The organism is Pseudomonas sp. GW821-FHT11G12 (assembly GCF_058808055.1).
In genome coordinates this window covers 353,698-377,355 of the sequence record NZ_JBXARH010000001.1, presented here as the reverse complement: position 1 = coordinate 377,355, position 23,658 = coordinate 353,698, and the positions used below count along the sequence as shown (strand labels likewise).

At 60.6% G+C, this 23,658-nt stretch carries 17 protein-coding genes; 5 read left to right on the top strand and 12 right to left on the bottom strand.

The genetic code is table 11. The features are described from left to right. Positions 1–52: 52 nt before the first annotated feature. From AC1RR7_RS01625 to AC1RR7_RS01615, 3 genes are read right to left on the bottom strand one after another with little or no spacing between them, the layout of a single operon-like run. Positions 53–3,205, bottom strand: coding sequence for an efflux RND transporter permease subunit (locus tag AC1RR7_RS01625; protein WP_493155853.1), 3,153 nt, complete (start codon positions 3,203–3,205; stop codon positions 53–55). Between the two features lie 15 nt (positions 3,206–3,220). After that, positions 3,221–4,414, bottom strand: a complete 1,194-nt coding sequence (locus AC1RR7_RS01620) for an efflux RND transporter periplasmic adaptor subunit (protein WP_493155851.1) — start codon at positions 4,412–4,414, stop codon at positions 3,221–3,223. 49 nt (positions 4,415–4,463) lie between these two features. Then, on the bottom strand, positions 4,464–5,711 hold the full coding sequence (locus tag AC1RR7_RS01615) for a TolC family protein (RefSeq protein WP_493155850.1): 1,248 nt from the start codon (positions 5,709–5,711) through the stop codon (positions 4,464–4,466). Between the two features lie 409 nt (positions 5,712–6,120). Here AC1RR7_RS01615 and AC1RR7_RS01610 point away from each other — a divergent pair, with 409 nt between their 5' ends. From AC1RR7_RS01610 to AC1RR7_RS01600, 3 genes are all read left to right on the top strand, one after another. Then, positions 6,121–6,795 (top strand): heavy metal response regulator transcription factor, encoded by a 675-nt coding sequence (locus AC1RR7_RS01610; RefSeq protein WP_096822275.1) that lies wholly within the window; start codon positions 6,121–6,123, stop codon positions 6,793–6,795. Next, the gene (locus tag AC1RR7_RS01605) at positions 6,792–8,198 is read left to right on the top strand and encodes a heavy metal sensor histidine kinase (RefSeq protein ID WP_493155848.1); all 1,407 of its coding nucleotides are present in this window, start codon (positions 6,792–6,794) and stop codon (positions 8,196–8,198) included. Before AC1RR7_RS01610 ends, AC1RR7_RS01605 begins: the two co-directional genes overlap by 4 nt. Positions 8,199–8,654: 456 nt before the next feature. Then, entirely contained in the window at positions 8,655–9,533 is an 879-nt protein-coding gene (locus tag AC1RR7_RS01600) for an alpha/beta fold hydrolase (protein WP_493155846.1), read from the top strand. Positions 9,534–9,576: 43 nt separating this feature from the next. Here the strand turns inward: AC1RR7_RS01600 and AC1RR7_RS01595 are convergent, their stop codons facing one another. The 6 genes from AC1RR7_RS01595 to AC1RR7_RS01570 are packed head-to-tail and all read right to left on the bottom strand — an operon-like array spanning position 9,577 to position 15,526. Beyond that, positions 9,577–11,319 carry an ABC transporter substrate-binding protein gene (locus tag AC1RR7_RS01595; protein WP_192558413.1) on the bottom strand — a complete coding sequence of 581 codons (1,743 nt, stop codon included), beginning with the start codon at positions 11,317–11,319 and terminating at the stop codon, positions 9,577–9,579. Between the two features lie 47 nt (positions 11,320–11,366). Next, the gene (locus AC1RR7_RS01590; protein ID WP_039767461.1) at positions 11,367–11,639 is read right to left on the bottom strand and encodes a DUF2160 domain-containing protein; all 273 of its coding nucleotides are present in this window, start codon (positions 11,637–11,639) and stop codon (positions 11,367–11,369) included. 10 nt (positions 11,640–11,649) lie between these two features. Next, complete coding sequence (locus AC1RR7_RS01585) at positions 11,650–12,450, bottom strand: carbohydrate ABC transporter permease (protein WP_085732164.1); 801 nt, start codon at positions 12,448–12,450, stop codon at positions 11,650–11,652. A gap of 9 nt (positions 12,451–12,459) precedes the next feature. Next, complete coding sequence (locus AC1RR7_RS01580; protein ID WP_493155844.1) at positions 12,460–13,326, bottom strand: carbohydrate ABC transporter permease; 867 nt, start codon at positions 13,324–13,326, stop codon at positions 12,460–12,462. Beyond that, positions 13,323–14,432: an ABC transporter ATP-binding protein gene (locus tag AC1RR7_RS01575; RefSeq protein ID WP_102622487.1), complete on the bottom strand. Its 1,110-nt coding sequence runs from the start codon at positions 14,430–14,432 to the stop codon at positions 13,323–13,325. The genes AC1RR7_RS01580 and AC1RR7_RS01575 overlap by 4 nt, the downstream gene beginning before the upstream one ends. Beyond that, on the bottom strand, positions 14,432–15,526 hold the full coding sequence (locus tag AC1RR7_RS01570; RefSeq protein ID WP_007951489.1) for an ABC transporter ATP-binding protein: 1,095 nt from the start codon (positions 15,524–15,526) through the stop codon (positions 14,432–14,434). Before AC1RR7_RS01570 ends, AC1RR7_RS01575 begins: the two co-directional genes overlap by 1 nt. 249 nt (positions 15,527–15,775) lie before the next feature. Here AC1RR7_RS01570 and AC1RR7_RS01565 point away from each other — a divergent pair, with 249 nt between their 5' ends. After that, complete coding sequence (locus AC1RR7_RS01565; RefSeq protein ID WP_192558415.1) at positions 15,776–17,623, top strand: sigma-54-dependent Fis family transcriptional regulator; 1,848 nt, start codon at positions 15,776–15,778, stop codon at positions 17,621–17,623. Positions 17,624–17,867: 244 nt separating this feature from the next. Next, positions 17,868–18,740, top strand: a complete 873-nt coding sequence (locus AC1RR7_RS01560) for an undecaprenyl-diphosphate phosphatase (RefSeq protein ID WP_102622489.1) — start codon at positions 17,868–17,870, stop codon at positions 18,738–18,740. A gap of 66 nt (positions 18,741–18,806) precedes the next feature. Here AC1RR7_RS01560 and AC1RR7_RS01555 read toward each other — a convergent pair whose 3' ends face one another. The 3 genes from AC1RR7_RS01555 to AC1RR7_RS01545 form a co-directional block, all read right to left on the bottom strand. Next, positions 18,807–20,015 (bottom strand): MFS transporter, encoded by a 1,209-nt coding sequence (locus AC1RR7_RS01555; protein ID WP_493155842.1) that lies wholly within the window; start codon positions 20,013–20,015, stop codon positions 18,807–18,809. Between the two features lie 312 nt (positions 20,016–20,327). Beyond that, a complete protein-coding gene (gene cysS / locus AC1RR7_RS01550) occupies positions 20,328–21,710 on the bottom strand; it encodes a cysteine--tRNA ligase (protein WP_096822283.1) in 1,383 nt (460 codons plus the stop codon). Between the two features lie 20 nt (positions 21,711–21,730). After that, positions 21,731–23,431, bottom strand: coding sequence for a glutamine--tRNA ligase/YqeY domain fusion protein (locus AC1RR7_RS01545; protein WP_096822284.1), 1,701 nt, complete (start codon positions 23,429–23,431; stop codon positions 21,731–21,733). Positions 23,432–23,658 lie beyond the last annotated feature (227 nt).

The following is a 23,658-nucleotide window of genomic DNA, read 5'->3' as shown; positions in this document are numbered from 1 at the left end:
CCGTTATGTAGAAAGGCCCGCAATCGCGGGCCTGTTTTGAACCATGAAGCGACTAAGCAGCAGCCGGTGATTCCTCGTCCCGACGATGGGCAATTTGATACAGCGCCGGCAAGATCAACAACGTGAGGATGGTCGAGGACAGGATCCCGCCAATCACCACCGTCGCCAGCGGTCGCTGAACCTCGGCCCCGGTGCCGGTCGCAAGCGCCATCGGAATGAAGCCCAGGGACGCGACCAACGCCGTCATCAACACCGGGCGCAATCGCGTTAGCGCACCTTCATGAATCGCCTCGGCAAGCGAGCGCCCCTCCTCCCGCAAATTACGTATGAACGCGATCATCACCAACCCGTTGAGCACCGCCACACCGGACAGCGCGATAAAACCGACACCCGCCGAGATCGACAACGGGATGTCCCGCAGCCACAACGCCATGACCCCGCCAGTCAGCGCAAACGGAATCCCGGTGAACACCAGCAAGCCGTCCTTGAGGTTGTTGAACATCATGAACAGCAACCCGAACACCAGCAGCAACGCCACCGGCACCACGATCTGCAAACGCTTGGCCGCCGATTGCAGTTGCTCGAACTGACCGCCCCAGGTGGTCCAGTAACCCGCCGGCACCTGCACATCGCGCTCGATCGCTTCGCCCGCCTCGGCGACGAAAGAGCCGATGTCACGACCACGCACGTTGGCGCTGACGATCACCAGGCGCTTGCCGTTCTCGCGGCTGACCTGATTCGGCCCCAGCACCAGATCGAGACTGGCAACATCTTTCAGCGCAATGAAGCCGATCTGACTGGCCGCCTCACCGCCAGCCGCCGGCACCGGAATCAGCAGCGCCGACAACCCGTCGACGTCCTTGCGCATGGCATCGGACAAGCGCACCACCATGTCGAATCGGCGGTCACCTTCATACATCGTCCCGGCCTTCTGCCCGCCGACGGCCACCGCAATGGTGTCCTGCACATCGCCGACGTTGAGCCCGTAACGCGCAGCCTTGTCGCGATCGATGTTGATGGTCAGCACCGGCAGGCCAGTGGTTTGCTCGACCTTGACCTCGGACGCGCCATTGACCTTCTGCATCGCGGCGGCAATCTTCGCCGCCGTGGCATTGAGCACGTCCATGTCATCGCCGAACACCTTGACCGCCACGTCGCTGCGCACGCCGGAGATCAGTTCGTTGAAACGCAACTGGATCGGCTGCGACAGTTCATAGTTGCTGCCCGGCAGCGTCGCGGCGGCCTGTTGCAGTTCGGCCATCAGGGTTTCGCGGGACTTGCCTGGGTCCGGCCATTGGTCTTTCGGTTTGAGCATCACGTAGCTGTCGGAAATGTTCGGCGGCATCGGATCGGAGGCGATTTCCGCGGTGCCGGTACGGGCGAACACGCGCTCGACTTCCGGCACTTTATCGAGGATCAACGTTTCCAATCGCTGCTGCATATCCACCGATTGCGTCAGGCTGGTGCCCGGCACGCGCAACGCCTGCAAGGCAAAATCGCCTTCGCTGAGACTCGGCACAAACTCGCTGCCCATGCGGCTGGTGACCACGCCACTGAGCACGATCACACCCAACGCCGCACCGACCGCCATCGCCCGATGGGACATGACCCAGGCCAGCGCCGGTGCATAGACGCGACGTGCACCGCGCATCACCACACCCTCTTCTTCCTTGACCTTGCCGGTCACGAACAGCGCAATCGCCGCCGGCACAAAGGTCACGGACAAGAGCATCGCACCGAGCAACGCGATGACCACAGTAAACGCCATCGGGTGGAACATTTTCCCCTCGACGCCGCTCAGGGCGAAGATCGGCAGGTACACGACCATGATGATCAATTGGCCGAAAATCAGCGGTCGCCGCGCCTCTTTCGCTGCCGCAAACACTTCATGGAAACGCTCGGATCGTGTCAGCAGACGCCCGTGATGCTGCTGCGCATGGGCCAGTCGTCGCAGCGTATTTTCGACGATCACCACCGCGCCATCGACGATGATGCCGAAGTCGAGCGCGCCGAGACTCATCAGGTTGGCGCTGACCTTGTTGCTGAACATGCCGGTGAAGGTGAACAGCATCGACAGCGGAATCACCATTGCCGTGATCAGCGCAGCGCGGATGTTGCCGAGGAACAGAAACAGAATCGCGATCACCAGAATCGCGCCTTCGACGAGGTTTTTCTTCACCGTCGCGATGGCTTTGTCGACCAGATGCGTGCGGTCGTACACCGGCACCGCAATCACGCCGTCGGGCAAGGATTTGTTGATCTGTTCGAGCTTGGCGGCAACTGCCTGGGAGACCGTGCGACTGTTTTCGCCGATCAGCATGAACACCGTACCCAGCACCACTTCACGGCCATTTTCCGTGGCGGCGCCGCTACGCAGTTCGCGACCGATATCCACGGTGGCGACGTTCTTGATGCGGATCGGCGTGCCGTCGACATTGGCCATGACGATGTTGGCGATGTCCTCGGTGCTCGCCACCTGACCCGGTGCGCGAATCAGCAATTGCTCGCCGCTGCGCTCGATGTACCCGGCGCCGACGTTGGCGTTGTTGCGCTCCAGCGCCGTGACCAGATCGGTGAGGGTCAGTTTGTAGGCCGCGAGTTTTTTCGGATCGGGGGCAATCTGGTACTCCTTGGCAAAGCCGCCGATGGTGTTGATCTCGGCCACGCCGGGGACGTTGCGCAATTGCGGCTTGATGATCCAGTCCTGAATCACCCGCAGATCGGTCGGCGTGTAGGACGTACCGTCGTCCTTCAGCGCGCCTTCCTTCGTCTCGACCGTCCACAGAAATATCTCGCCAAGCCCGGTGGAGATCGGCCCCATCACCGCCTCCACGCCCTCGGGCAATTGCTCCTTGGCGGACTGCAACCGCTCGTTGACCAACTGCCGGGCAAAGAACAGATCCGTGCCGTCCTTGAAGATCACCGTGACCTGGGACAACCCCGAACGCGACAGCGAACGGGTCTGTTCCAGCGCCGGCAGGCCGGCCATCGCGGTTTCAATCGGGAACGTAATGCGCTGTTCGGTTTCCAGCGGCGAGAACCCGGCCGCGCCGGTGTTGATCTGCACCTGGACGTTGGTGATATCGGGCACGGCGTCGATCGGCAGTTTCTGGTAACTGGCGATGCCGAGGCCGGCCATGAGCAAAACGGCGAGCAGCACGATGATGCGCTGCTCGATGGCAAACTGGATCAGGCGTTCGAACATGGGAGTCTTCCGCGATTAATGACTGTGCTCGGCCGAGGCTTTGCCCAGCTCCGATTTGAGGACGAAGCTGCCGGCGCTGGCGACTTGCACACCCGGTTCCAACCCGGCGGTGACTTCCACCTGACCCGCCGCGCGACTGCCCAGCTCCACCGCTTGCGCCTTGAAGCCGTCGTCGGTGCGGATGAACACCGTGGGTTTGTCCTCGACGGTCTGGATCGCAGTTTCCGGTACAGCGACTTTGGCCTGGCGGCTGTCGGTGGCGACCAGCGCGGTGACAAACAGGCCCGGGCGCCATGAGCCTTGCGGGTTTTCCAACGTCACGCGAACCGTCGCGGTACGGGTCTGTTCGCCGAGCAGGCTGCCGACGTAGGCCACGGTGCCGGTCACTTCAGCATTCAATTCCGCCGCGCTGACCGTGACGGGTTTGCCCACTTGCACCTTGTTCAAGTCCTTCGGTGACACGCCGAAGGTGACCCACACCCGCGACAAATCCGAGAGCGTGAACGCCGCCGTGGTTTCATCGACCACCTCGCCCGGCGTCAGGTGTTTTTCCACCACCACACCGTCGAACGGTGCCCGCAGTTCATAGCGATTACCGCCAGTGGCAACCACACTGCCGCTAAGCACGCTGATCTTTTGCCGGGCGTTGTTCAGGGCGATTTCGGCTTCTTTCAGAGCCTGACGTGCCTGGAGGAAATCCTGCTCGGCGGAGATCTTGTCCTGCCACAGTTTCTTCTCGCGTTCGAAAGTCGTGCGCGCCAAGGCCAAACGGCGTTGCGCGGCCGCCTGCTCGCTGCGCTGATCGGAAATCTGCTGGCTGGCGATCACGGCCAGCAGTTGACCCTTCTTCACTGACTGCCCGAGATTGACCGACACCGACTCGACCACCCCCGGTACGCGTGGCACCACATGGGCGGTGCGGTCCTCGTCGAAGCGCACTTCACCGGGGAACGGCAGGCCGAGACTGATGCGCTGCGCTCGCGCTTCGGCCAGTTGAATCCCCGCCGCCGTGATCTGTTCGGCCGTCAATTCGATGTGCCCTTCTTCGCCATGTTCGCCTTCAGCGGCGGCGCCTTCTTCGGCGTGATCCGCATGCTCGGCGGCCTCATCGGCATGCGCGTCGATGCCTGAGTTGCCCGCCCACATCGAGCCGATACCAATGCCCAACGCCAAGGTCGCCGCAGCGACCACGATCAGTTTTTTATCCATGGAAACTCCTCTGCGCCGTGCCATCGCGCAGTGATCAGAAAATTGAAATTCAAGGGCTGACGCTGAGGTCGCCGAAAATGCGTTCGATGCGGACCCGAGCGTCGGTCGCCTCGCTCACCGCCTGGATGTATTGGGTGCGAGCGCTGATCAGCGTGCGCTGGGCGTCGAGCACGTCGAGGAAGCCGAACTTGCCCATTTCGAAACCGCGAGTGGCGCTGTCCACCGCACTTTGCGCGGCGGGCAGGATGGTCTGGTTGAACGCCTTGATTTCGCCATTGGCGGTCTGCCATTGCGCAAGCGTGGTCTGGATCTCGGTGCGCAAGCGAAGCTCGGTGGCGTTGCGCAGGTCCCGCGCCTGATCGGTACGCCGCGCGGCCGCCAGCACGTTGCCCTGATTGCGGTTGAACAACGGAATCGGCATCGACAGCCCGACCACATTGACCCGCTCGCGCTCGGTTTCACTGTACTGGCTGCCGATGCTGACGGTGAGATCGGGTATCCGCTGGGACTTTTCCAGCCCCAGCGACGCTTCGCGCTGGTCGATCTGCAACCTGGCCAGGCGCAGCTCCGCCGTTTCATTCAGACGCTCAAGCAAACGGGTAGGCGGCGGTACGCTGGGCAGGCTTTGAGTCGCGGTCTGCACCGTGGTCGACGTCGGCAACGGTGCGCCCATGACCTGTGCCAATTGCTGGTACGCATTGGCCTGATCGCGCTCCGCGCGGCTTAGCTCCAGGCGCACTTCCGAGAGCTGCACCTGGGCGCGAGTGCCTTCCACCGGCGACGACTTGCCCGCCTCGATCCTCCCCTGCGCCACACGCAAACCGTGCTCGGCGAGTTGCAGCGACTGCCGGGCCAGTTGCAAACGTTGCTGCGCAGTTTGCGCGCCGTTGAACGCTTGAATGACATCGGCGCGTAACGCGTTGCGCTTGCGCTCCAGCTCGATGCCGGCGGCATCCTGCGCACGATTCGCCACATCAATCCGCGCGCCACGCTTGCCGCCCAGCTCGATCGGCTGGCTGAGCATCACCGTGGTGGTGCGCGACTGGCGCCGGGTGTCTTCGGCCTCCCACGAAACCTCGGGGTTGGGAATCAGCCCGGCCTGCTTGCGGTCACCTTCGGCAATGCCGAGTTCCCACTGTGCAGCGGCCAGATCCGGGTTGCCGGCGAAGGCGGTTTGCAGGGCCTGATCCAGGGTCAGGGTCGAAGCACTGGCAAGGCTTGTACAGGCCAACAACAAGAGGCCGCTGGCGGTTTTTTTCAGGCGTGATCGCGCCGTCAGTTCTATTAAACCGGGCAATGGAAGGCTTCCTTTAATCAAGAATCGTTGATTGCGCCACGGTAGGGTTTTGAACTTATCGACAAGGTGACGTGAACATTACAAATCCGTTATCCACGGTTTATCGAAGTTGTTTTGCTCTAGGATTCGAAGTTCGAATGGCTTTGTTGCAATACATGGAAACAAATGCACGTTAGTTATCCGCCGAACAGCACTTGCCGAAATCGAAGTCATGAGAAATTCGCTTTTCTGCTGCGACAGGCTGTCGCGGATGGCCGACTTAAAGGCCTCAGGCGTTGACTCTGTAGCCACTACAGCCTTTACCGTGCACGCCATTGAGTTATTGAAACCGTCCGGAAGCCCCTACAAGAACAACAACTTTCCCGGCCACCCTAATTAATTATCCATTGAATAAAAGTGGTGATAAATCATGCGAATCCTTGTCGTCGAGGACGAGCTTAAAGCTGCCGAATACTTGCATCAGGGTCTGACCGAAAGTGGCTATATCGTTGACCACGCTGTTAACGGCGCTGATGGTTTGCACCTGGCACAACAACAGGTTTATGACCTGATCATTCTCGATGTGAACCTGCCGGAACTCGACGGCTGGGGCGTGCTGGAACAGTTACGCCGCACCCACTCCACCCGGGTGATGATGCTTACCGCGCGCGGGCGGCTGGCGGACAAGATCCGGGGGCTGGATCTGGGCGCCGACGACTATCTGGTCAAGCCGTTCGAGTTTCCGGAACTGCTGGCCCGGGTGCGTACCCTGATGCGCCGCAGCGAAAACATCCCGGTGCCGCAGGTGCTCAAGGTCGCCGATCTGGAGCTCGATCCGGGCCGTCACCGGGCGTTTCGTGGCCAGCAGCGCATCGACCTGACCACCAAGGAATTTGCCCTGCTGCATCTGCTGATGCGCCAGTCCGGCGAAGTGCTGACCCGCACCCAGATCATCTCGCTGGTGTGGGACATGAATTTTGACTGCGACACCAACGTGGTCGAGGTCTCGATCCGCCGCTTGCGAGCGAAGATCGACGACCCGTTCGACAGCAAACTGATCCACACCCTGCGCGGTGTCGGCTATGTGCTGGAGGCACGGGAATGAAGCCGGCCAGCCTGTCACTGCGACTGGGGCTGACAGTCAGTACTCTCGGTGCGCTGCTGGTGGTGTTCCTGGCGATCCTCGCGTATTTCGCCCTGACCCATGAACTGAATGCGTTGTCTCGGGACAGCCTGGAAAAGAAGATGACGCAAGTGGAACACAGCCTCTCGCTGTACATCGATACCAATGAAGTCAGTGGCAAGCCGCACATTCTGCTCGATCAGGTCATGGGGCATGACAACCTGACGCTGACGATTTATGACCGAGGCAATTTGCGCTCGCCGCTGCTCAAGTCAGGGTCAGGATTGACGGACCCACGGATTGAATTGAAAGCAGTGCGGGCGACGACCAATCAGTTGACCTACACCGACAGCGTCGATGCTGACGGCGCGAAGTTTCTCACCGCCTCGAAGCTGATTCGTCTGAAGGACGGCAGCAATGTGCCGGTGCTGTTGTCGATGGATAATGCCCACGACCAGGCCTTGCTCAGCGCCTACCTGCGCTCGACGCTGATTGCCTTGCCGTTGCTGCTGGTGTTCATCGGCCTGACCGCCTGGGGCGCGGTGCAGCGCGGACTGGCGCCGTTGCGCGAGTTTCGCAAAGTGGCGGCCCGGGTGACCACCCAGGACCTCGACCATCGGCTTTCAGTGGTGAACATGCCTCAGGAGCTCAGCGAACTGGCGCAAGGCATCAACGTGATGCTCGATCGCCTGGACAGCGGCGTGCAGCAGTTGTCGCAGTTCTCCGATGATCTGGCCCACGAACTGCGTACGCCGATCAACAACCTGATGGGCAAGGCTCAGGTCACGCTGTCGCGGGAACGCTCGGTCGAGGAATACACCGACGTCCTGGTGTCCTGCACCGAAGAACTGGAGCGCATCGCACGCATTGTCTCGGACATGTTGTTTCTGGCCCAGGCCAGCCAGCCGATGGCGCACGCGTCGTTCGAGTCGATTGCACTGGAAGACGAGGCGCTCAGGGTGGCCGAGCTGTTTTCCCTGTCGGCGCAGGACAAACAGATCCACCTGAAAGTGGTCGGCAGCGCGCAAGTCTCGGGCGACCGACTGATGATTCAGCGAGCGATATCGAACCTGCTGTCCAATGCCCTGCGCCACTGCCCCGCCGGCAAAACCGTTTCGCTGTTCATCGAGCAGGCGCCGACACAGGTCGCACTGCGTGTGAGCAATCCCGGCGTGGGCATCGAAGCGCAGCACTTGCCGCATCTGTTCGACCGCTTTTACCGGGTCGACAGCAGCCGCACTCGCTCGCAGGGCAGCACCGGTCTGGGGCTGGCTATCGTACGCTCGATCATGAGCCTGCATTCGGGCACCGCGCACGTGCAAAGCCGTCCGGGGGCGATGACGGTTTTCAGTCTGGTGTTCCCAGTGTTCGCAGAAAAGCATTAAGACCCTCAAACAGATTTGTGCGGTGTTTTCTCAATCTCCATCGGAAAAATCACCGCACACATCCGCCATAAGTCTTCGCAAACCTTTCAGTGCGAATTTGCGTCGACCTAGCGATGAAACGTCTGACAAAGGCATGAAACAAAACGTTGTTGAGGGCTAATGCATCGTCGCTTCGCTCGCCTTCAACCACCCCGTCCACCCCATCTAAAACAAGCCTTTACGTCGATCGTGGCGTGTCTACTCACAATTTGTCAGTAGGTACTTCGGCGCTCCCAAAAACCGCGATTGGAAACCTCTGGTCATCTTTGACCTCATCGTCGCTGTGCTTCTAGATTCGGCTCTCGCTTGAAACCGTTCACTCAACAGACAACCAGGAAGCACACACCATGAGCGCCATTGGATGCATGAACACAAACCCGATCCATAAACCCGATATCGCCTGACGGCCAACTCAACATGACCTTTTCCCTGCAAGGCAGAGGCTATTACCCGACCGGTGATGGCCATCAACTCTACTGGGAACGCCATGGCATTGCGGGAGGCGAACCGGTGTTTTTCCTGCATGGCGGCCCCGGTGGGCGCTGCAGTCGTCATCATCTGGACTTCTTCGACCTGCGCCGTTTCGACATCATCCTGTTTGACCAACGCGGTTGCGGGCGCTCGACGCCCTACGGCGAACGGCGCGACAACAACACCGGTCTGTGCGTCGAAGACATCGATGCCCTGCGCCAGCACTTCGGCTTCGAAAAAATCAGTGTGCTGGGCGTTTCGTGGGGCAGCTGGCTGGCGATCCAGTACCAGCAGCGCTATCCGCAGCACCTGCTGAAAACCACGCTGGTGTCGGTGTTCGTCCCATTTGCAGCCAATGTCCGGTCATACGATCAGGCACTCAACGACGGGTTGGCACAATCGCCTCAAGCGACGTCAGGCCATCGCGCCAGGGACATCTACCGGATACTCGGTGAAGGTTGCCCATTGCAACAGCGTGTCGCCGCCATTGAATGGTTGAATGGGGTTTTGCGCCGCACGGGGCAGACGGTTTGCCCCGGCACGCTGGAGCGTTTCGTCGATCAGGAAGCAGTGCTCGCGATCCGTCTGGAGCTGCATTACCACCTGCAAGGCTATTTCTTCCGGCCAAGGGATCAGGACCTGATCCTCGACGACAACACCCTGCTGATCCAGGGCATCCGCGATACCTTCGGCATGGCCAGCGTGCGCTGGCTCAGGCAACGCATGAACATTCACTGTCGTTTGCTGCACGCCGGGCACAACGCCTTTGAAGGCGCCATCCTCAAAGCCGTACGCCGGGCGGTGAAACGTGAAATCGAGGGCTGAAAAAAACGGCACCCGAAGGTGCCGTTCTGTTCCCCCAAAACGCTTACTTGCGTGCTGCCTCCCACGACTTGAGCAGTTCGTTGTAGCTCACGGTTTCGCCTTTCGGTTTCTCGTTGGCCAGTTTTGGTTTAGGTGCGCCAGGCTGATCGAACCAGTATTGCGCGTCGCGCTCGGGGTTCATTTTCGGGGCGCAGGTGGCCTGGGCCTTGGAGCGTTCCAGACGGGTCATGATCGCGTCCTGATCCTTGGCCAGGCCGTCGAGCGCCTGTTGCGGGGTCTTGTCGCCGCTGGCGGCTTCGGCGATGTGGCTCCACCACAGTTGTGCCAGACGTGGGTAGTCCGGCACGTTGGTGCCGGTCGGCGTCCATTGCACGCGGGCCGGGCTGCGGTAGAACTCGACCAGACCACCGAGTTTCGGTGCCAGGTCGGTCATGGCTTGCGAGTTGATGTCCGACTCGCGGATTGGCGTCAGGCCGACGATGGTTTTCTTCAGCGACACGGTTTTCGAGGTCACGAACTGCGCGTACAGCCAGGCCGCGAGTTTCTGCTTCTCAGGCGTGGACTTCATGAAGGTCCAGGAACCCACGTCCTGATAACCCAACTTCATGCCTTCTTCCCAGTACGGTCCGCGCGGCGACGGCGCCATCCGCCATTTCGGTGTGCCGTCGGCGTTGACCACCGGCAGGCCCGGTTTGGTCATGTCGGCAGTGAACGCGGTGTACCAGAAAATCTGCTGGGCGATGTTGCCCTGGGACGGTACGGGGCCGGACTCGGAGAAGGTCATGCCCGCCGCTTCCGGTGGCGCGTAAGCCTTGAGCCAGTCCACATACTTGGTCGTGGCGAACACCGCGGCCGGGCCGTTGGTGTCGCCGCCGCGGGTCACGCTGGAGCCCACCGGGTGGCAATCCTCGACGCGGATGCCCCACTCGTCCACCGGCAAGCCGTTGGGCAGGCCCTTGTCGCCGCCACCGGCCATGGAGAACCAGGCATCGGTGAAACGCCAGCCCAGCGACGGGTCTTTCTTGCCGTAGTCCATGTGCCCGTAGATGCGTTTGCCGTCGATTTCCTTGACGTCTTCGCTGAAGAACTTCGCGATGTCTTCATAGGCGGACCAGTTCACCGGCACGCCCAGCTCATAACCGTACTTTTCCTTGAACTTGGCTTTGAGGTCGGCGCGTTCGAACCAGTCGGCGCGGAACCAGTAGAGGTTGGCAAACTGCTGATCGGGCAATTGATAGATCTTGCCGTCAGGTGCGGTGGTGAAGGAAATGCCGATGAAGTCCTTGATGTCGAGGGTCGGCGAGGTGAAGTTCTTGCCTTCGTTGGCCATCAGGTCGGTGATCGACTCGGTCTTGCCGTAGCGAAAGTGCGTACCGATCAGGTCCGAGTCGTTGACCCAGCCGTCGTAGATGTTCTTGTCCGACTGCATCACGGTCTGCATTTTTTCCACGACGTCGCCTTCTTGCAGCAGGTCGTGAGTCAGCTTGATCCCGGTGATTTCGGTGAAGGCCTTGGCCAGCACCTTCGATTCATATTCGTGGGTGGTCAGGGTTTCGGAAACGACCTTGATTTCCATCCCGCGAAACGGCTCGGCGGCCTTGATGAACCACTTCAGTTCTTCGAGCTGCTGATCGGCCGTCAGGGTCGACGGCTTGAACTCGCTGCCGATCCATTTTTTTGCCGCGTCTTCGTACGCATCGGCCCAGGCGGTTGCGCTCAAACCGCTGAGTGCCAGCATGGCTGCCAATGAAATGCTATGTCGCAGCTTATTGTTTTTGTCGAACATAGAGACCTCCTGTTTAAGTTCTGGAGCACGATTGCCGAGCGATTCGACTAGCCCCAACGCATCACAGCCAACAGCCACACCAGGGACAACGCGGACGCTACCCAGATGCTCCAGTCGGTCACGCCGATTACCAGCAGGTGCAGGTAGGCGCTGCCGAGAAGACCGATGAACAAGCGATCGCCACGGGTGGTGGCAATCGGCAGAAACCCTCGCCGCAGGATGCTCGGCGAGCGCAGTTCCCAGGTGGTCATGCCCACCAGGATCAAGCCAATCACGATGAAAAATGCCGCCGTCGGGACGGTCCAGCTCATCCATTCCATCATCAGCTCCTCAGACCCGGCCCAGGGCAAAGCCCTTGGCCACGTGGTTGCGAACAAACCAGATCACCAGCATGCCCGGCAGGATGGTGAGCACCCCCGCCGCCGCCAGCACGCCCCAGTCGATACCGGACGCCGACACCGTACGCGTCATGACCGCCGCGATCGGCTTGGCGTTCACCGAGGTCAGCGTGCGTGCCAGCAGCAGTTCGACCCAGGAAAACATGAAGCAGAAAAACGCTGTCACACCGATCCCGGAGCCAATCAGCGGGATGAAGATCTTCACGAAGAACTTGGGAAAGCTGTAGCCGTCGATGTAGGCGGTTTCGTCGATTTCCTTGGGCACGCCGGACATGAACCCTTCGAGAATCCACACCGCCAACGGCACGTTGAACAGGCAGTGCGCCAGTGCCACCGCGATGTGGGTGTCGAACAGACCAATCGACGAATACAGCTGGAAGAACGGCAGCAGAAACACCGCCGGCGGCGCCATACGGTTGGTCAGCAGCCAGAAGAACAGGTGCTTGTCGCCGAGAAAGCGATACCGGGAAAACGCATAAGCCGCCGGCAACGCCACGCTCAGGGAAATCACCGTGTTCAGGCTCACGTAGTACAGCGAGTTGAGATAACCGGTGTACCAGCTCGGATCGGTGAAGATCACCTTGTAGTTGTGGAAGGTGAAATCCTGGGGAAACAGCGTCAGGCCGCCGAGGATTTCGGTGTTGCTCTTGAACGACATGTTCAGCAGCCAGTAGATCGGCACCAGCAGGAACAGGATGTAGAGCAGCAACGGGATCACTTTTCTCTTGCTCATGGCCGGGCCTCAGCGGTTGGCGTCGCTATGGGTCATGGCGGTATAGAACAGCCAGGACACCAGCAGGATGATCAGGAAGTACACCAGCGAAAAGGTTGCCGCTGGCCCCAGGTCGAATTGGCCCACGGCCATCTGGGTCAACGTCTGACTCAAGAAGGTCGTGGCATTGCCCGGCCCGCCGCCGGTGAGCACGAACGGCTCGGTGTAGATCATGAAACTATCCATGAAGCGCAGCATCACTGCGATCAGCAGCACGCTTTTCAGCTTGGGCAACTGGATATGCCGGAACACCGCCCAGGCCGAAGCCCGGTCGATCCGCGCCGCCTGGTAATACACATCGGGAATCGCCCGCAGCCCGGAGAAACACAGCAGCGCCACCAGCGAGGTCCAGTGCCACACGTCCATCACCAACACCGTGACCCAGGCGTCCATGGTGTTGGCCGCGTAGTTGTAGCTGATACCCATGGCGTTGAGGCTCGACCCCAACAGGCCGATGTCCGCACGACCGAAGATCTGCCAGATGGTGCCGACCACGTTCCATGGAATCAGCAACGGAATCGCCAGCACGATCAGCACCACCGACGACCAGCGGCCCTTGGTCGGCATCGTCAGGGCGATGGCGATCCCGAGGGGGATTTCGATCAGCAGCACACACGCCGAATAGATGAACTGGCGCAGCAACGAGTCGTGCAGACGCGGATCGAGCAGCACTTGCTTGTACCAGTCAGCGCCGACGAAGTAGCGGCTGGACTGGTCGAAAATGTCCTGCACCGAGTAATTGACCACGGTCATCATCGGGATCACCGCACTGAATGCCACCAGCAGGAACACCGGCAACACCAGCCACCAGGCCTTGTTGTTCTGCACCTTGTTCATGGCTGCACCTCTTCGCTGGCTTCGAGCAGGAACTCATCGGCATAGACCATCAGCCACTGCGCCGGGAAACTGATGTACGCCGTGCCCTGCGGCACTGGTTTGTCTTCGGCCAGGCGCACTTTCAGCGGTGCACCGTCCAGATCCAGGGTCATGATCTTGTAGGTACCGAGGTCTTCGACGTGTACGACCCGCGCCTGCATCGCGTCATCGAACGGCTCGTCCCACACATGGATGAACTCGGGGCGGATGCCGACCTTCAGGTTTTTCCACTGGCCATGTTCGATATGCCGTTGCAACGCGTCGGACAGCGGCAGATGGGTCGAGTTGAAACCGACGCCGCCCGGTTGCGGCTGCACCTCGATCAGGTTCATTCCGGGGCTACCGATGAAGTAGCCGACAAAGGTGTGGCTCGGCCGTTCGAACAATTCCCGGGGTGTGCCGAACTGGACGATCTGGCCGCCGTACATCACCGCGATCTTGTCGGCGAAGGTCGAGGCCTCCAGTTGATCGTGGGTGACGTAGACCATGGTGATGTTGAATTGCTCGTGGATCTGCTTGAGCTTGCGCCGCAGTTTCCATTTCAGGTGCGGGTCGATCACCGTCAGCGGCTCGTCGAAAAGAATCGCCGAGACGTCGTCGCGCACCAGACCACGGCCCATGGAGACTTTCTGTTTTTCGTCGGCGGTGAGGTTGCGCGCCTTTTTGCTCAGCAGATTCTGCAGGTCGAGGACTTCGGCGATTTCCTGCACCTTGCTGTGGACTTTGGCCTCAGCCATGCCCTGATTGCGCAGCGGGAAGGCCAGGTTGTCGAACACGGTCATGGTGTCGTAGACCACCGGAAACTGGAAAACCTGCGCGATATTGCGCTTCTCCGGGGTCAGGTCGTTGACCGCTTTGCCGTCGAACAGCACGTGGCCCTGAGACGGGCTGAGCAGGCCGGAAATGATGTTGAGCAAGGTCGACTTGCCGCAACCCGACGGCCCGAGCAAGGCATAGGCGCCGCCCTGCTCCCAGATGTGATCCATCTCGCGGATCGCGTAGTCCTCGGGCCCGGCGGGAGTACTGGTGTAACTGTGGGCGAGGTGTTGCAAACGGATTTCGGCCATCAGGCAACCCTCGCGACGCGCCGGCCCGGTGCCTGCACCAGACGGCCCTGCGCATCGAACACAAACAGTTTATGGGTCGGGATATAGATGCGGATCGGCGCATCGACGTCGTATTCGTGAACGCCCGGTAAGTGCAGCACCAGCAGGAAATGCTCGTTGCGCACATGCAGGAAGGTTTCCGAACCGCTGATCTCCGCCACCTCGACGGTCACCGCCAGTTCCAGGTCGTCGTCGTTGCTCGGCACCAGCGAGATATGGCTTGGACGCACACCGAAACGGAACTCGCCCTCGCCCACCGGGCGCAGGTCTACGTTCAACGGAAAGTGTACGAAGTTGGCGAAACTCACTTCGTTGCCGGCGATGCGCCCCGGCATCAGGTTGATCGGCGGCTCGGAGAACAATTCAGCCGCGAGCACCGTTTGTGGCTGGTGATAGACCTCGGTCGACGGGCCGCTCTGGATCACCCGGCCTTCGTGAAGAATGGTGGTGGTGCCGCCCAGCGCCAGCGCTTCGTTGGGCTCGGTGGTAGCGTAGATGGCGATGGTGTGGCGCGCCTTGAACAGCTCGCGCATTTCCTGGCGCAGTTCTTCGCGCAGTTTGTAGTCGAGGTTGACCAGCGGCTCATCGAACAGGATCAACTCGGCATCCTTGACCAGCGCCCGGGCCATGGCCGTGCGCTGTTGCTGGCCACCGGAGAGTTCCAGCGGATAGCGCTTCAGGAACTTCTCGATGCGCAGCATCTTCGCGGTTTCCTGCACCTTGCTCTGGATCTGCTCGTTGGAGATCCCGGCCTGGCGCAGTGGCGAGGCGATGTTTTCGAACACCGTCATGGTCGGGTAGTTGATGAACTGCTGATAGACCATCGACACGTTGCGCAGACGCACCGGGCGCTGGGTAACGTCGACGCCGTTCATCAGGATCCGGCCGCTGTCGGGCTTGTCCAGACCGGCCATCAGGCGCATCAGGCTGGTCTTGCCGGACAGCGTGCGCCCGAGCAGGACGTTGAAGGATCCAGGTTCGAATTTCAGGCTCGCATCGTCGATCCAGGTCTGGCCCTCGACGGTGCGGCTGACGTGCTCCAGGGTGAGTGACATGGCTCGGCCTTTTTATTATTGGAGTCAAGCGACGTGTGCAGTAGAGCGACATTCGTGCCAGAAATCCCAAGCCGTTGATTCGCCGCCAAAATCGCCGAAAACGCGGGCAAACCACCTTCATTGCTGAACACATTTGAACAGTTCAACGATTGACAATGAACAATAGTGAACAACACTCTATCGATGCTTTTCGGGTCCCGAGGGGCCTCATAACAATAATAAAAACGCTGCTTTCAGAGGCTGACTGTCATGGCCGCACCTGTCCCGCCGCTTTCCCACGAGGCCATCGTTCAGGACTCCTGGTCCCGTTGCCGCGCCTTCGGCCTCAAGCATCAAAGCGTCCCGGCGTTCGATCAGTTGCCCTCCGCCGGCATCGCCCGGTTGCTCGACAGTCACCATTCGCTGGTGCAGACCACCCACCAGGAAGTGCTGCCGTACTACGAGAACATCCTGAGCAATTCCAACTGCCTGATCATGCTGGCCGACAATCAGGGCCAGGTCCTGACGTCCTGGGGCACCCAACGCTTTATCGAGCCGAACCTGGCGCGGGGGTTTCAGGCCGGCGCGAGCTGGATGGAACGCTCAAGCGGCACCAATGCGATCGGCACGGCGCTGGCCTGCGAGCAGGCGGTGCACATCGAGCACGATGAGCATTTCCTCAAGGCCAACCGTTTCATGACCGGCTCCGCCGCACCGATTTTCAACGCCGAGCGCAAGGTCATTGCGGTGCTCGATGTGTCCAGCGACAGCTATCTGCCACCCTCCCACACCCTCGGCATGGTCAAGATGATGAGCCAGACCGTGGAGAACCGGCTGATCCTCAACCTGTTCCATGGCCAGCACTTTCAACTGACCTTCAACACCGGGTTGAACAACCTCGACAGTCAATGGGCGGGTCTGCTGATTTTCGATGAGAGCGGCCAAGTGCTTTCGGCCAACCGCCGGGCCGACAATCTGTTGGGTGTGCGCTTGTCGCGGGTGAGTGTCGAAAGCCTGTTCAAAGTGTCGCTACTGGAATTGCTCAATCAGCCTGACGGCTTGCCGTTTTCCTTGCAGACGTCGGGCCGCAACCGATTCCAGTGCCTGTTGAAACGGCCTAAACAGGCACCGATTCAGGCGCGGGTGTTCGCTGAAGCCAAAGCCACCGAACCGACGGTCGCCGCCCCCACGGCCATCAGCCTGAGCACCCTGCACTTCGGCGACAGCCGCGTGGAAAAAGCCGTGCGTCAGGCCGAACGCCTGCTGGAGAAAGATATTCCGCTGTTGATTCACGGTGAAACCGGGGTCGGCAAGGAAGTGTTCGTCAAAGCCCTGCATCAGGCCAGCTCTCGCAGCAAACAGGCATTCATCGCCGTGAACTGCGCAGCGATCCCCGCCGAACTGGTGGAGTCCGAGCTGTTCGGCTACGAGAAAGGCGCCTTCACCGGTGCCAACCAGAAAGGCAGCATCGGCCTGATTCGCAAGGCCGACAAAGGCACGCTGTTCCTCGACGAAATCGGCGACATGCCGCTGCCAACCCAGGCCCGCCTGCTGCGGGTGTTGCAGGAGCGTTGCGTGCAACCGGTGGGCAGCAGTGAGCTGTTCCCGGTGGATCTGCGGATCATCTCCGCCACCAACCGCTCGTTGCGCGAGCAGGTACAACTGGGGCGGTTTCGCGAAGATTTGTACTACCGCATCGGCGGCCTCACCCTGGAACTGCCGCCGCTGCGCGAGCGCAGTGACAAGCAAGCGCTGTTCAAGCGGCTGTGGGAACAGCATCGCGAACCAACGCAATGGGCGGGATTGAGCCGCGAAGTATTGGAATTGTTCGACCGTCACCCGTGGCCGGGTAATCTGCGGCAGGTCAGCAGCGTGATGCAAGTCGCGCTGGCCATGGCCGAAGAGCAACCGGTAAGGCCTGAGCATCTGCCGGATGATTTCTTTGTCGATCTGGAGATGGAGCCGCTGGATACGCCAGAGCCCTTGGGGATCGATCTGAATGACAGCGAGGCGTTGAATCGGGAGTTGCAGGCGGCCGGCGGCAATATTTCCCATCTGGCGCGGCGGTTGGGGGTCAGTCGCAACACGCTCTACAAACGCTTGCGTCAGGCTGAGTGATCGTGGACCGAAGGCACGTCAAATCGCCGCTCCCACATTAAATTTTCGTCATCTGCGGTTTCGTCCACGACACGAATCCCCCGTGGGAGTGAGCCTGCACGCGTTGACGCCAGTGCGGCCATCAAAAACCATCCAGCCCACCCATTGACCACACCGACCAGACTGTGACGAAATGTTTCAGCTTTTCGCTGCATACCTTTGATCCAGACACCTCCCTCCTCCTGCCCCTCACAGGACACGCTCTTTGACCAACATCTGCACCACCGGCCTTGATACCGGCTTTGCCTCTCTCGACTACCTGCAAATCGGCATCCTCGGCATCATTCAAGGCATCACCGAGTTATTGCCCGTTTCCTCCACCGCCCACATGCGCATCGTCCCGGCCCTGCTCGGCTGGCCGGATCCCGGCTCGGCGTTTTCCGCCGCCATGCAGATGGCTGCACTGGCGGCGGTCATCAGTTACTTCTGGCGAGACGTGAGGCAGGTTGTCAGCGGCAGTGTCGAGGCTGTGCGGCAGCGCGATTTCAACAATCAGTGGTTCATCCTGGCGGTGGCCATCGTACTGGCGACCATTCCCATCGGTATTGCAGGCCTGGCCTTGTCCTCGACGCTCAATGCCTGCAACTCGCCGTTGCGCGGTTTGATGGTGATCGGGATTTCCTGTGTGGTGATGGCGGTGTTGCTGGCCATCGCCGAGCTCACGTGCCGCCACCGCCGCACCGTTGGTGAAATGCGTTTACGTGATGCGCTGATCGTTGGTATTGCGCAAATCGGAGCGCTGATTCCGGGCGTTTCGCGCTCAGGCTCAACGCTGACGGCGGCGCTGTTCCTCAATTTCAAACGTGAAGAAGCAGCACGCTTCTCCTTCCTGCTCGGGCTGCCGGCCATCGCGCTGGCGGGTTTGAAGGAGTTGTGGGTGTTGTTCCATGCGCAACTGCCGGCGCAAGCCTGGGCGCATCTGATTTTCGGTCTGGTGGTTGCCAGTATCTCGGCGTTCTTCGCGATCTGGGGCCTGATGCGCTTTCTGGAGAAGTTCTCCACCTGGCCTTTCGTGATTTACCGCGCGGTGCTCGGGATTTTCCTGATCGTCGCGGTCAGCACCGGGCTGTTGAGCTAAGGCCCGCCAAAAAAACAAAACCCGCCTGGTGCGGGTTTTGTTTTTTGTGCCTTCGTACAACACACGTTACCGGCAGGCCGGTTCAGCACTCGTGGCGGATACGGCACCCAATGTACGCAGCCCGACCAGCACCACTATCAGCATCGCCAGCCCCGCGAAAATGGCGACGCCGAAACCTGCCCGAGCGCCATAGGCATCAATGATCAGACCCGAGAGCAAGCCACCCAGGGCGACGCCGATGCTGATGCCAGTGGTCATCCATGTCAGCCCTTCGGTGATCCTCGACGGCGGGATGATGATCGTCCCCAGCTTCATGACCACGACCATCGTTGGCGCAAACGATATGCCAGCGATAAACAACATCGCCGAGAGGACATAAACGTCAGGTGAGAACAGCGGTAATACGCCTGTGATGGCCGTGACCAAGATCCCGATAAAGAACTGCTTTTCTATCGGCAGGGAAACCCTCAAGGCACCGAACGTCAAGCCCGCCACCAGCGAACCGAACGCATAGGCGGCGAGGATGAAGGTCGCAGAGGCAGGCCAGCCTTGCGCATTGGCAAAGGCGACAACGGCGACATCGATCGAGCCTCCGATTGCGCCCATCGCCAACAGCGCCAGCACGATGGTGGGAACGCCGGGAATCAGCAGGGTTGAGCCCGTATGCCGCGTATGGCCCGCAACAACCTTGGGTTCGGTCTGACGCTGCAGGAGAAACGCCGTCACCCCGACGGCCAGCAGCCCGACCGCGACAAGCGGCCCGGCTTCGGCAAAGAAGCTCACGCTCAAACCGATCGCCAAGGGTGGGCCGACGATGTACGCGAGTTCGGTCAGCACCGTATCCAGAGAGAACGCCGTGTGCAGCTGCGGCTTGCCCCGGAACAATTGCGTCCAGCGTGCCCTGATCATCGACGGCATGCTCGGCATGGTGCCCGCCAATGCAGCCAGAATAAAAAACAATGCCGCCGGCGCCCTCATATGGACGGCGAAGATCAGCGCCAGCAGCATGCCGATGCTGAACGTCGTCACGACAGGCAGCACACGGCTTTGGCCACGCTGATCGACGAGTTTCGAGATGTACGGGCCGATCAGTGCATTGGCGAGGGTAAACGTACCGGCGACTGCACCGGCCAGCCAGTAGACACCGGTTTGCTCCACCAGCATGGTAATGATGCCAATGCCGATCATCGCCTGCGGCAATCGCGCAATAGAACTCGCGAGGATCAGCCCGGTGGCGCCGGGTGTAGATACAAGTTCGCGATAGTGATTAGCCATGATTCCTCCCTTCCGGATTCGCCGCTGATGAGCGTCCTGCCGCGTGCGCTATCAAGACCTATGCGAATACCAAAAGCAATCACAGGCTTTCATTTTGACAACCAAGGCGAGCATTGTTAGATCGCTCCCACGTCGAGGCGTCGAACCGTCTGCGTGGGAATGCCTCAATGGACGCTCCGCGTCCGCTTCGGCATGGGACGCGGAGCGTCCCGGGTTGCATTCCCACGCGGAGCGTGGGAACGATCAATCTCCCAAACAGCAGAAAAACAAAAACCCGCACAAGGCGGGTTTTGTTTGTAGCAATCACAACAATCAGTCAGCCAGACGCCAGGTCGTGCCGCCCTTGCCGTCTTCCAGCACCACGCCCATGGCGGTGAGCTGGTCGCGGATGCGGTCGGATTCGGCCCAGTCTTTACCAGCACGTGCCGCCAGACGTGCAGCGATCAGCGCGTCGACTTCAGCCGCATCCACGCGCCCTTCGGCGCCAGCCTGCAGGAAGTCATCGGCTTCGAGCTGCAACACACCCAGCACGCTGGCCAGTTCTTTCAGGCGCGCCGCCAGACCGGCCGCCGCATCGAGATCGCTCTCGCGCAGACGGTTGATCTCGCGGACCATCTCGAACAGCACCGCGCAGGCTTCCGGCGTGCCGAAGTCGTCGTTCATCACCGTGGTGAAACGCTCGACGAACGCTTCGCCGCCAGCCGGAGCAACGTTCGGCAGGCCTTTCAACGCGTGGTAGAAACGCTCCAGTGCGCCCTTGGCGTCCTTGAGGTTGTCTTCCGAGTAGTTGATCGCGCTGCGGTAATGGCTCGACACCAGCAGGTAACGCACGACTTCCGGGTGGTACTTGTCGAGCACGTCGCGAATGGTGAAGAAGTTGTTCAAGGACTTGGACATCTTCTCGCCATTGATACGGATCATGCCGCAATGCATCCACGCGTTGGCGTAGGTCTTGCCGGTGGCCGCTTCGCTCTGGGCGATTTCGTTTTCGTGGTGCGGGAACTCGAGATCGCTGCCGCCACCATGAATGTCGAAGGTCTCGCCCAGGCAGCAGGTGGACATCACCGAGCACTCGATGTGCCAGCCCGGACGCCCGGCGCCCCACGGCGACTCCCAGCTCGGCTCGCCCGGCTTGACGCCTTTCCACAGCACGAAGTCCAGCGGATCTTCCTTCGCTTCGTCGACCTCGATCCGCGCACCGATGCGCAGGTCTTCGATCTTCTTGCGCGAGAGCTTGCCGTAGCCCATGAACTTGCCGACGCGGTAGTACACGTCGCCATTGCCCGGGGCGTAGGCGTAACCCTTGTCGATCAGGGTCTGGATCATCGCGTGCATGCCAGGGATGTGATCCGTGGCGCGCGGCTCCATGTCCGGCTTCTTGATGTTCAGGCGCGCTTCGTCTTCGTGCATCGCGGCGATCATGCGCTCGGTCAACGCTTCGAACGACTCGCCGTTCTCGTTGGCCCGGTTGATGATCTTGTCGTCGATGTCGGTGATGTTGCGCACGTAGGTCAGGTCATAACCGCTGAACCGCAACCAGCGGGTCACCAGGTCGAACGCGACCATGCTGCGGCCATGGCCCAGGTGGCAGTAGTCGTACACGGTCATCCCGCAGACGTACATGCGCACCTTGTTGCCATCCAGCGGCTTGAAGACTTCTTTGCTCTTGGTGAGCGTGTTGTAGATCGAAAGCACGATGGTTCCTTAAGACTTGATCACTGGCCCCACGAATCACGCAGGGTCACGGTACGGTTGAATACCGGCTGACCTGGTTTCGAGTCCTTGATATCCGCGACGAAGTAGCCTTCGCGCTCGAACTGGAAACGGTCTTCCGGCTGTGCGTTGCCCAGCGAAGGCTCGGCACGACAACCGGTCAGCACTTGCAGTGAGTCAGGGTTGATGTTGTCCAGGAAACTCGCGCTGTCCTCGGCCTTCTCCGGGTTCGGAGAACGGAACAGGCGATCGTACAGACGCACTTCGCACTCGATGCTGGCAGCGGCCGGCACCCAGTGGATCACGCCCTTGACCTTGCGGCCTTCAGGGTTCTTGCCCAGGGTGTCCGGATCGTACGAGCAACGCAGCTCGACGATGTTGCCGTCGGCGTCCTTGATCGCTTCGTCGGCACGGATCACGTAGCTGCCGCGCAGACGCACTTCGCCGTTCGGCTCCAGGCGCTTGTAGCCCTTTGGCGGCTCTTCCATGAAGTCATCGCGGTCGATGTAGATTTCACGGGCAAACGGCAGCTTCCGCACGCCGAGTTCTTCTTTCTGCGGATGACGCGGCAGTTCGAGGTTGTCGACCTGGTCTTCCGGGTAGTTGGTGATCACGACTTTCAACGGACGCAGCACGCACATGGCGCGCGGGGCGTTCGCGTCCAGGTCCTGACGGATGCTGAACTCGAGCATGCCGAAATCGACCACACCGTCGGAACGGTTGGTGCCGATCATGTCGCAGAAGCTGCGGATCGACGCTGGCGTGTAGCCACGACGGCGGAAGCCCGACAGCGTGGACATGCGCGGATCGTCCCAGCCGTTGACGTGTTTTTCATCGACCAGTTGCTTGAGCTTGCGCTTGCTGGTGATGGTGTAGTTCAGGTTCAGACGGCTGAATTCGTACTGACGCGGGTGCGCAGGTACCGGCAGTGCGTCGAGGAACCACTCGTACAGCGGACGATGGCTCTCGAACTCCAGGGTGCAGATCGAGTGGGTGATGCCTTCGATGGCGTCCGACTGACCGTGGGTGAAGTCGTAGTTCGGGTAGATGCACCACTTGTCACCGGTCTGATGGTGATGGGCGTGGCGGATGCGGTACATGATCGGGTCGCGCAGGTTCATGTTCGGCGAGGCCATGTCGATCTTGGCGCGCAGTACGCGGGCACCGTCCGGGAACTCACCGGCGCGCATGCGGGCGAACCAGTCCAGGTTCTCTTCCACCGAACGGTCGCGGAACGGGCTGTTCTTGCCCGGCTCGGTCAGGCTGCCGCGGTATTCCTTGGCTTGCTCAGGCGTCAGGTCGTCGACGTAGGCCTTGCCGGCCTTGATCAGCTCGACGGCCCAGTCGTGCAACTGGTCGAAATATTGCGAGGCGTAGCGCACTTCGCCGGACCATTCGAAGCCCAGCCATTTGACGTCGCTTTCGATCGCGTCGATGTATTCCTGGTCTTCCTTGGCCGGGTTGGTGTCGTCGAAACGCAGGTGCGTGACGCCGCCGAACTCCTGGGCCAGGCCGAAGTTCACGCAGATCGACTTGGCGTGGCCGATGTGCAGGTAGCCGTTGGGCTCAGGCGGGAAACGGGTGACGATCTGCGTGTGCTTGCCCGAGTCCAGGTCTGCCTGGATGATCGGCCGCAGGAAGTTGACCGGCACGGCAGGGCCGGACTTGGCATTCGAGGTAGGGTCGACAGTGGGCTTGCTCATTAGGATCCTTGACTTACATGTGCGCGGCCGCAAAGAGGGGCCAGACAAAACAAAGCCGCTATCATAGCCGATGCTGTCAAGGGGCTGACAGAGCAGGCCTTAGAAAGGAGCGCATTTAATCGCAGGGATTTGAAAAACAGCCTCGAAATTCGCGCCTGTCACGCTAAACTGCGCACCTTGGCCGAAGCAGGCTGAACCGGTTGCGGGGCCTGAGGCTCCAAAACCAC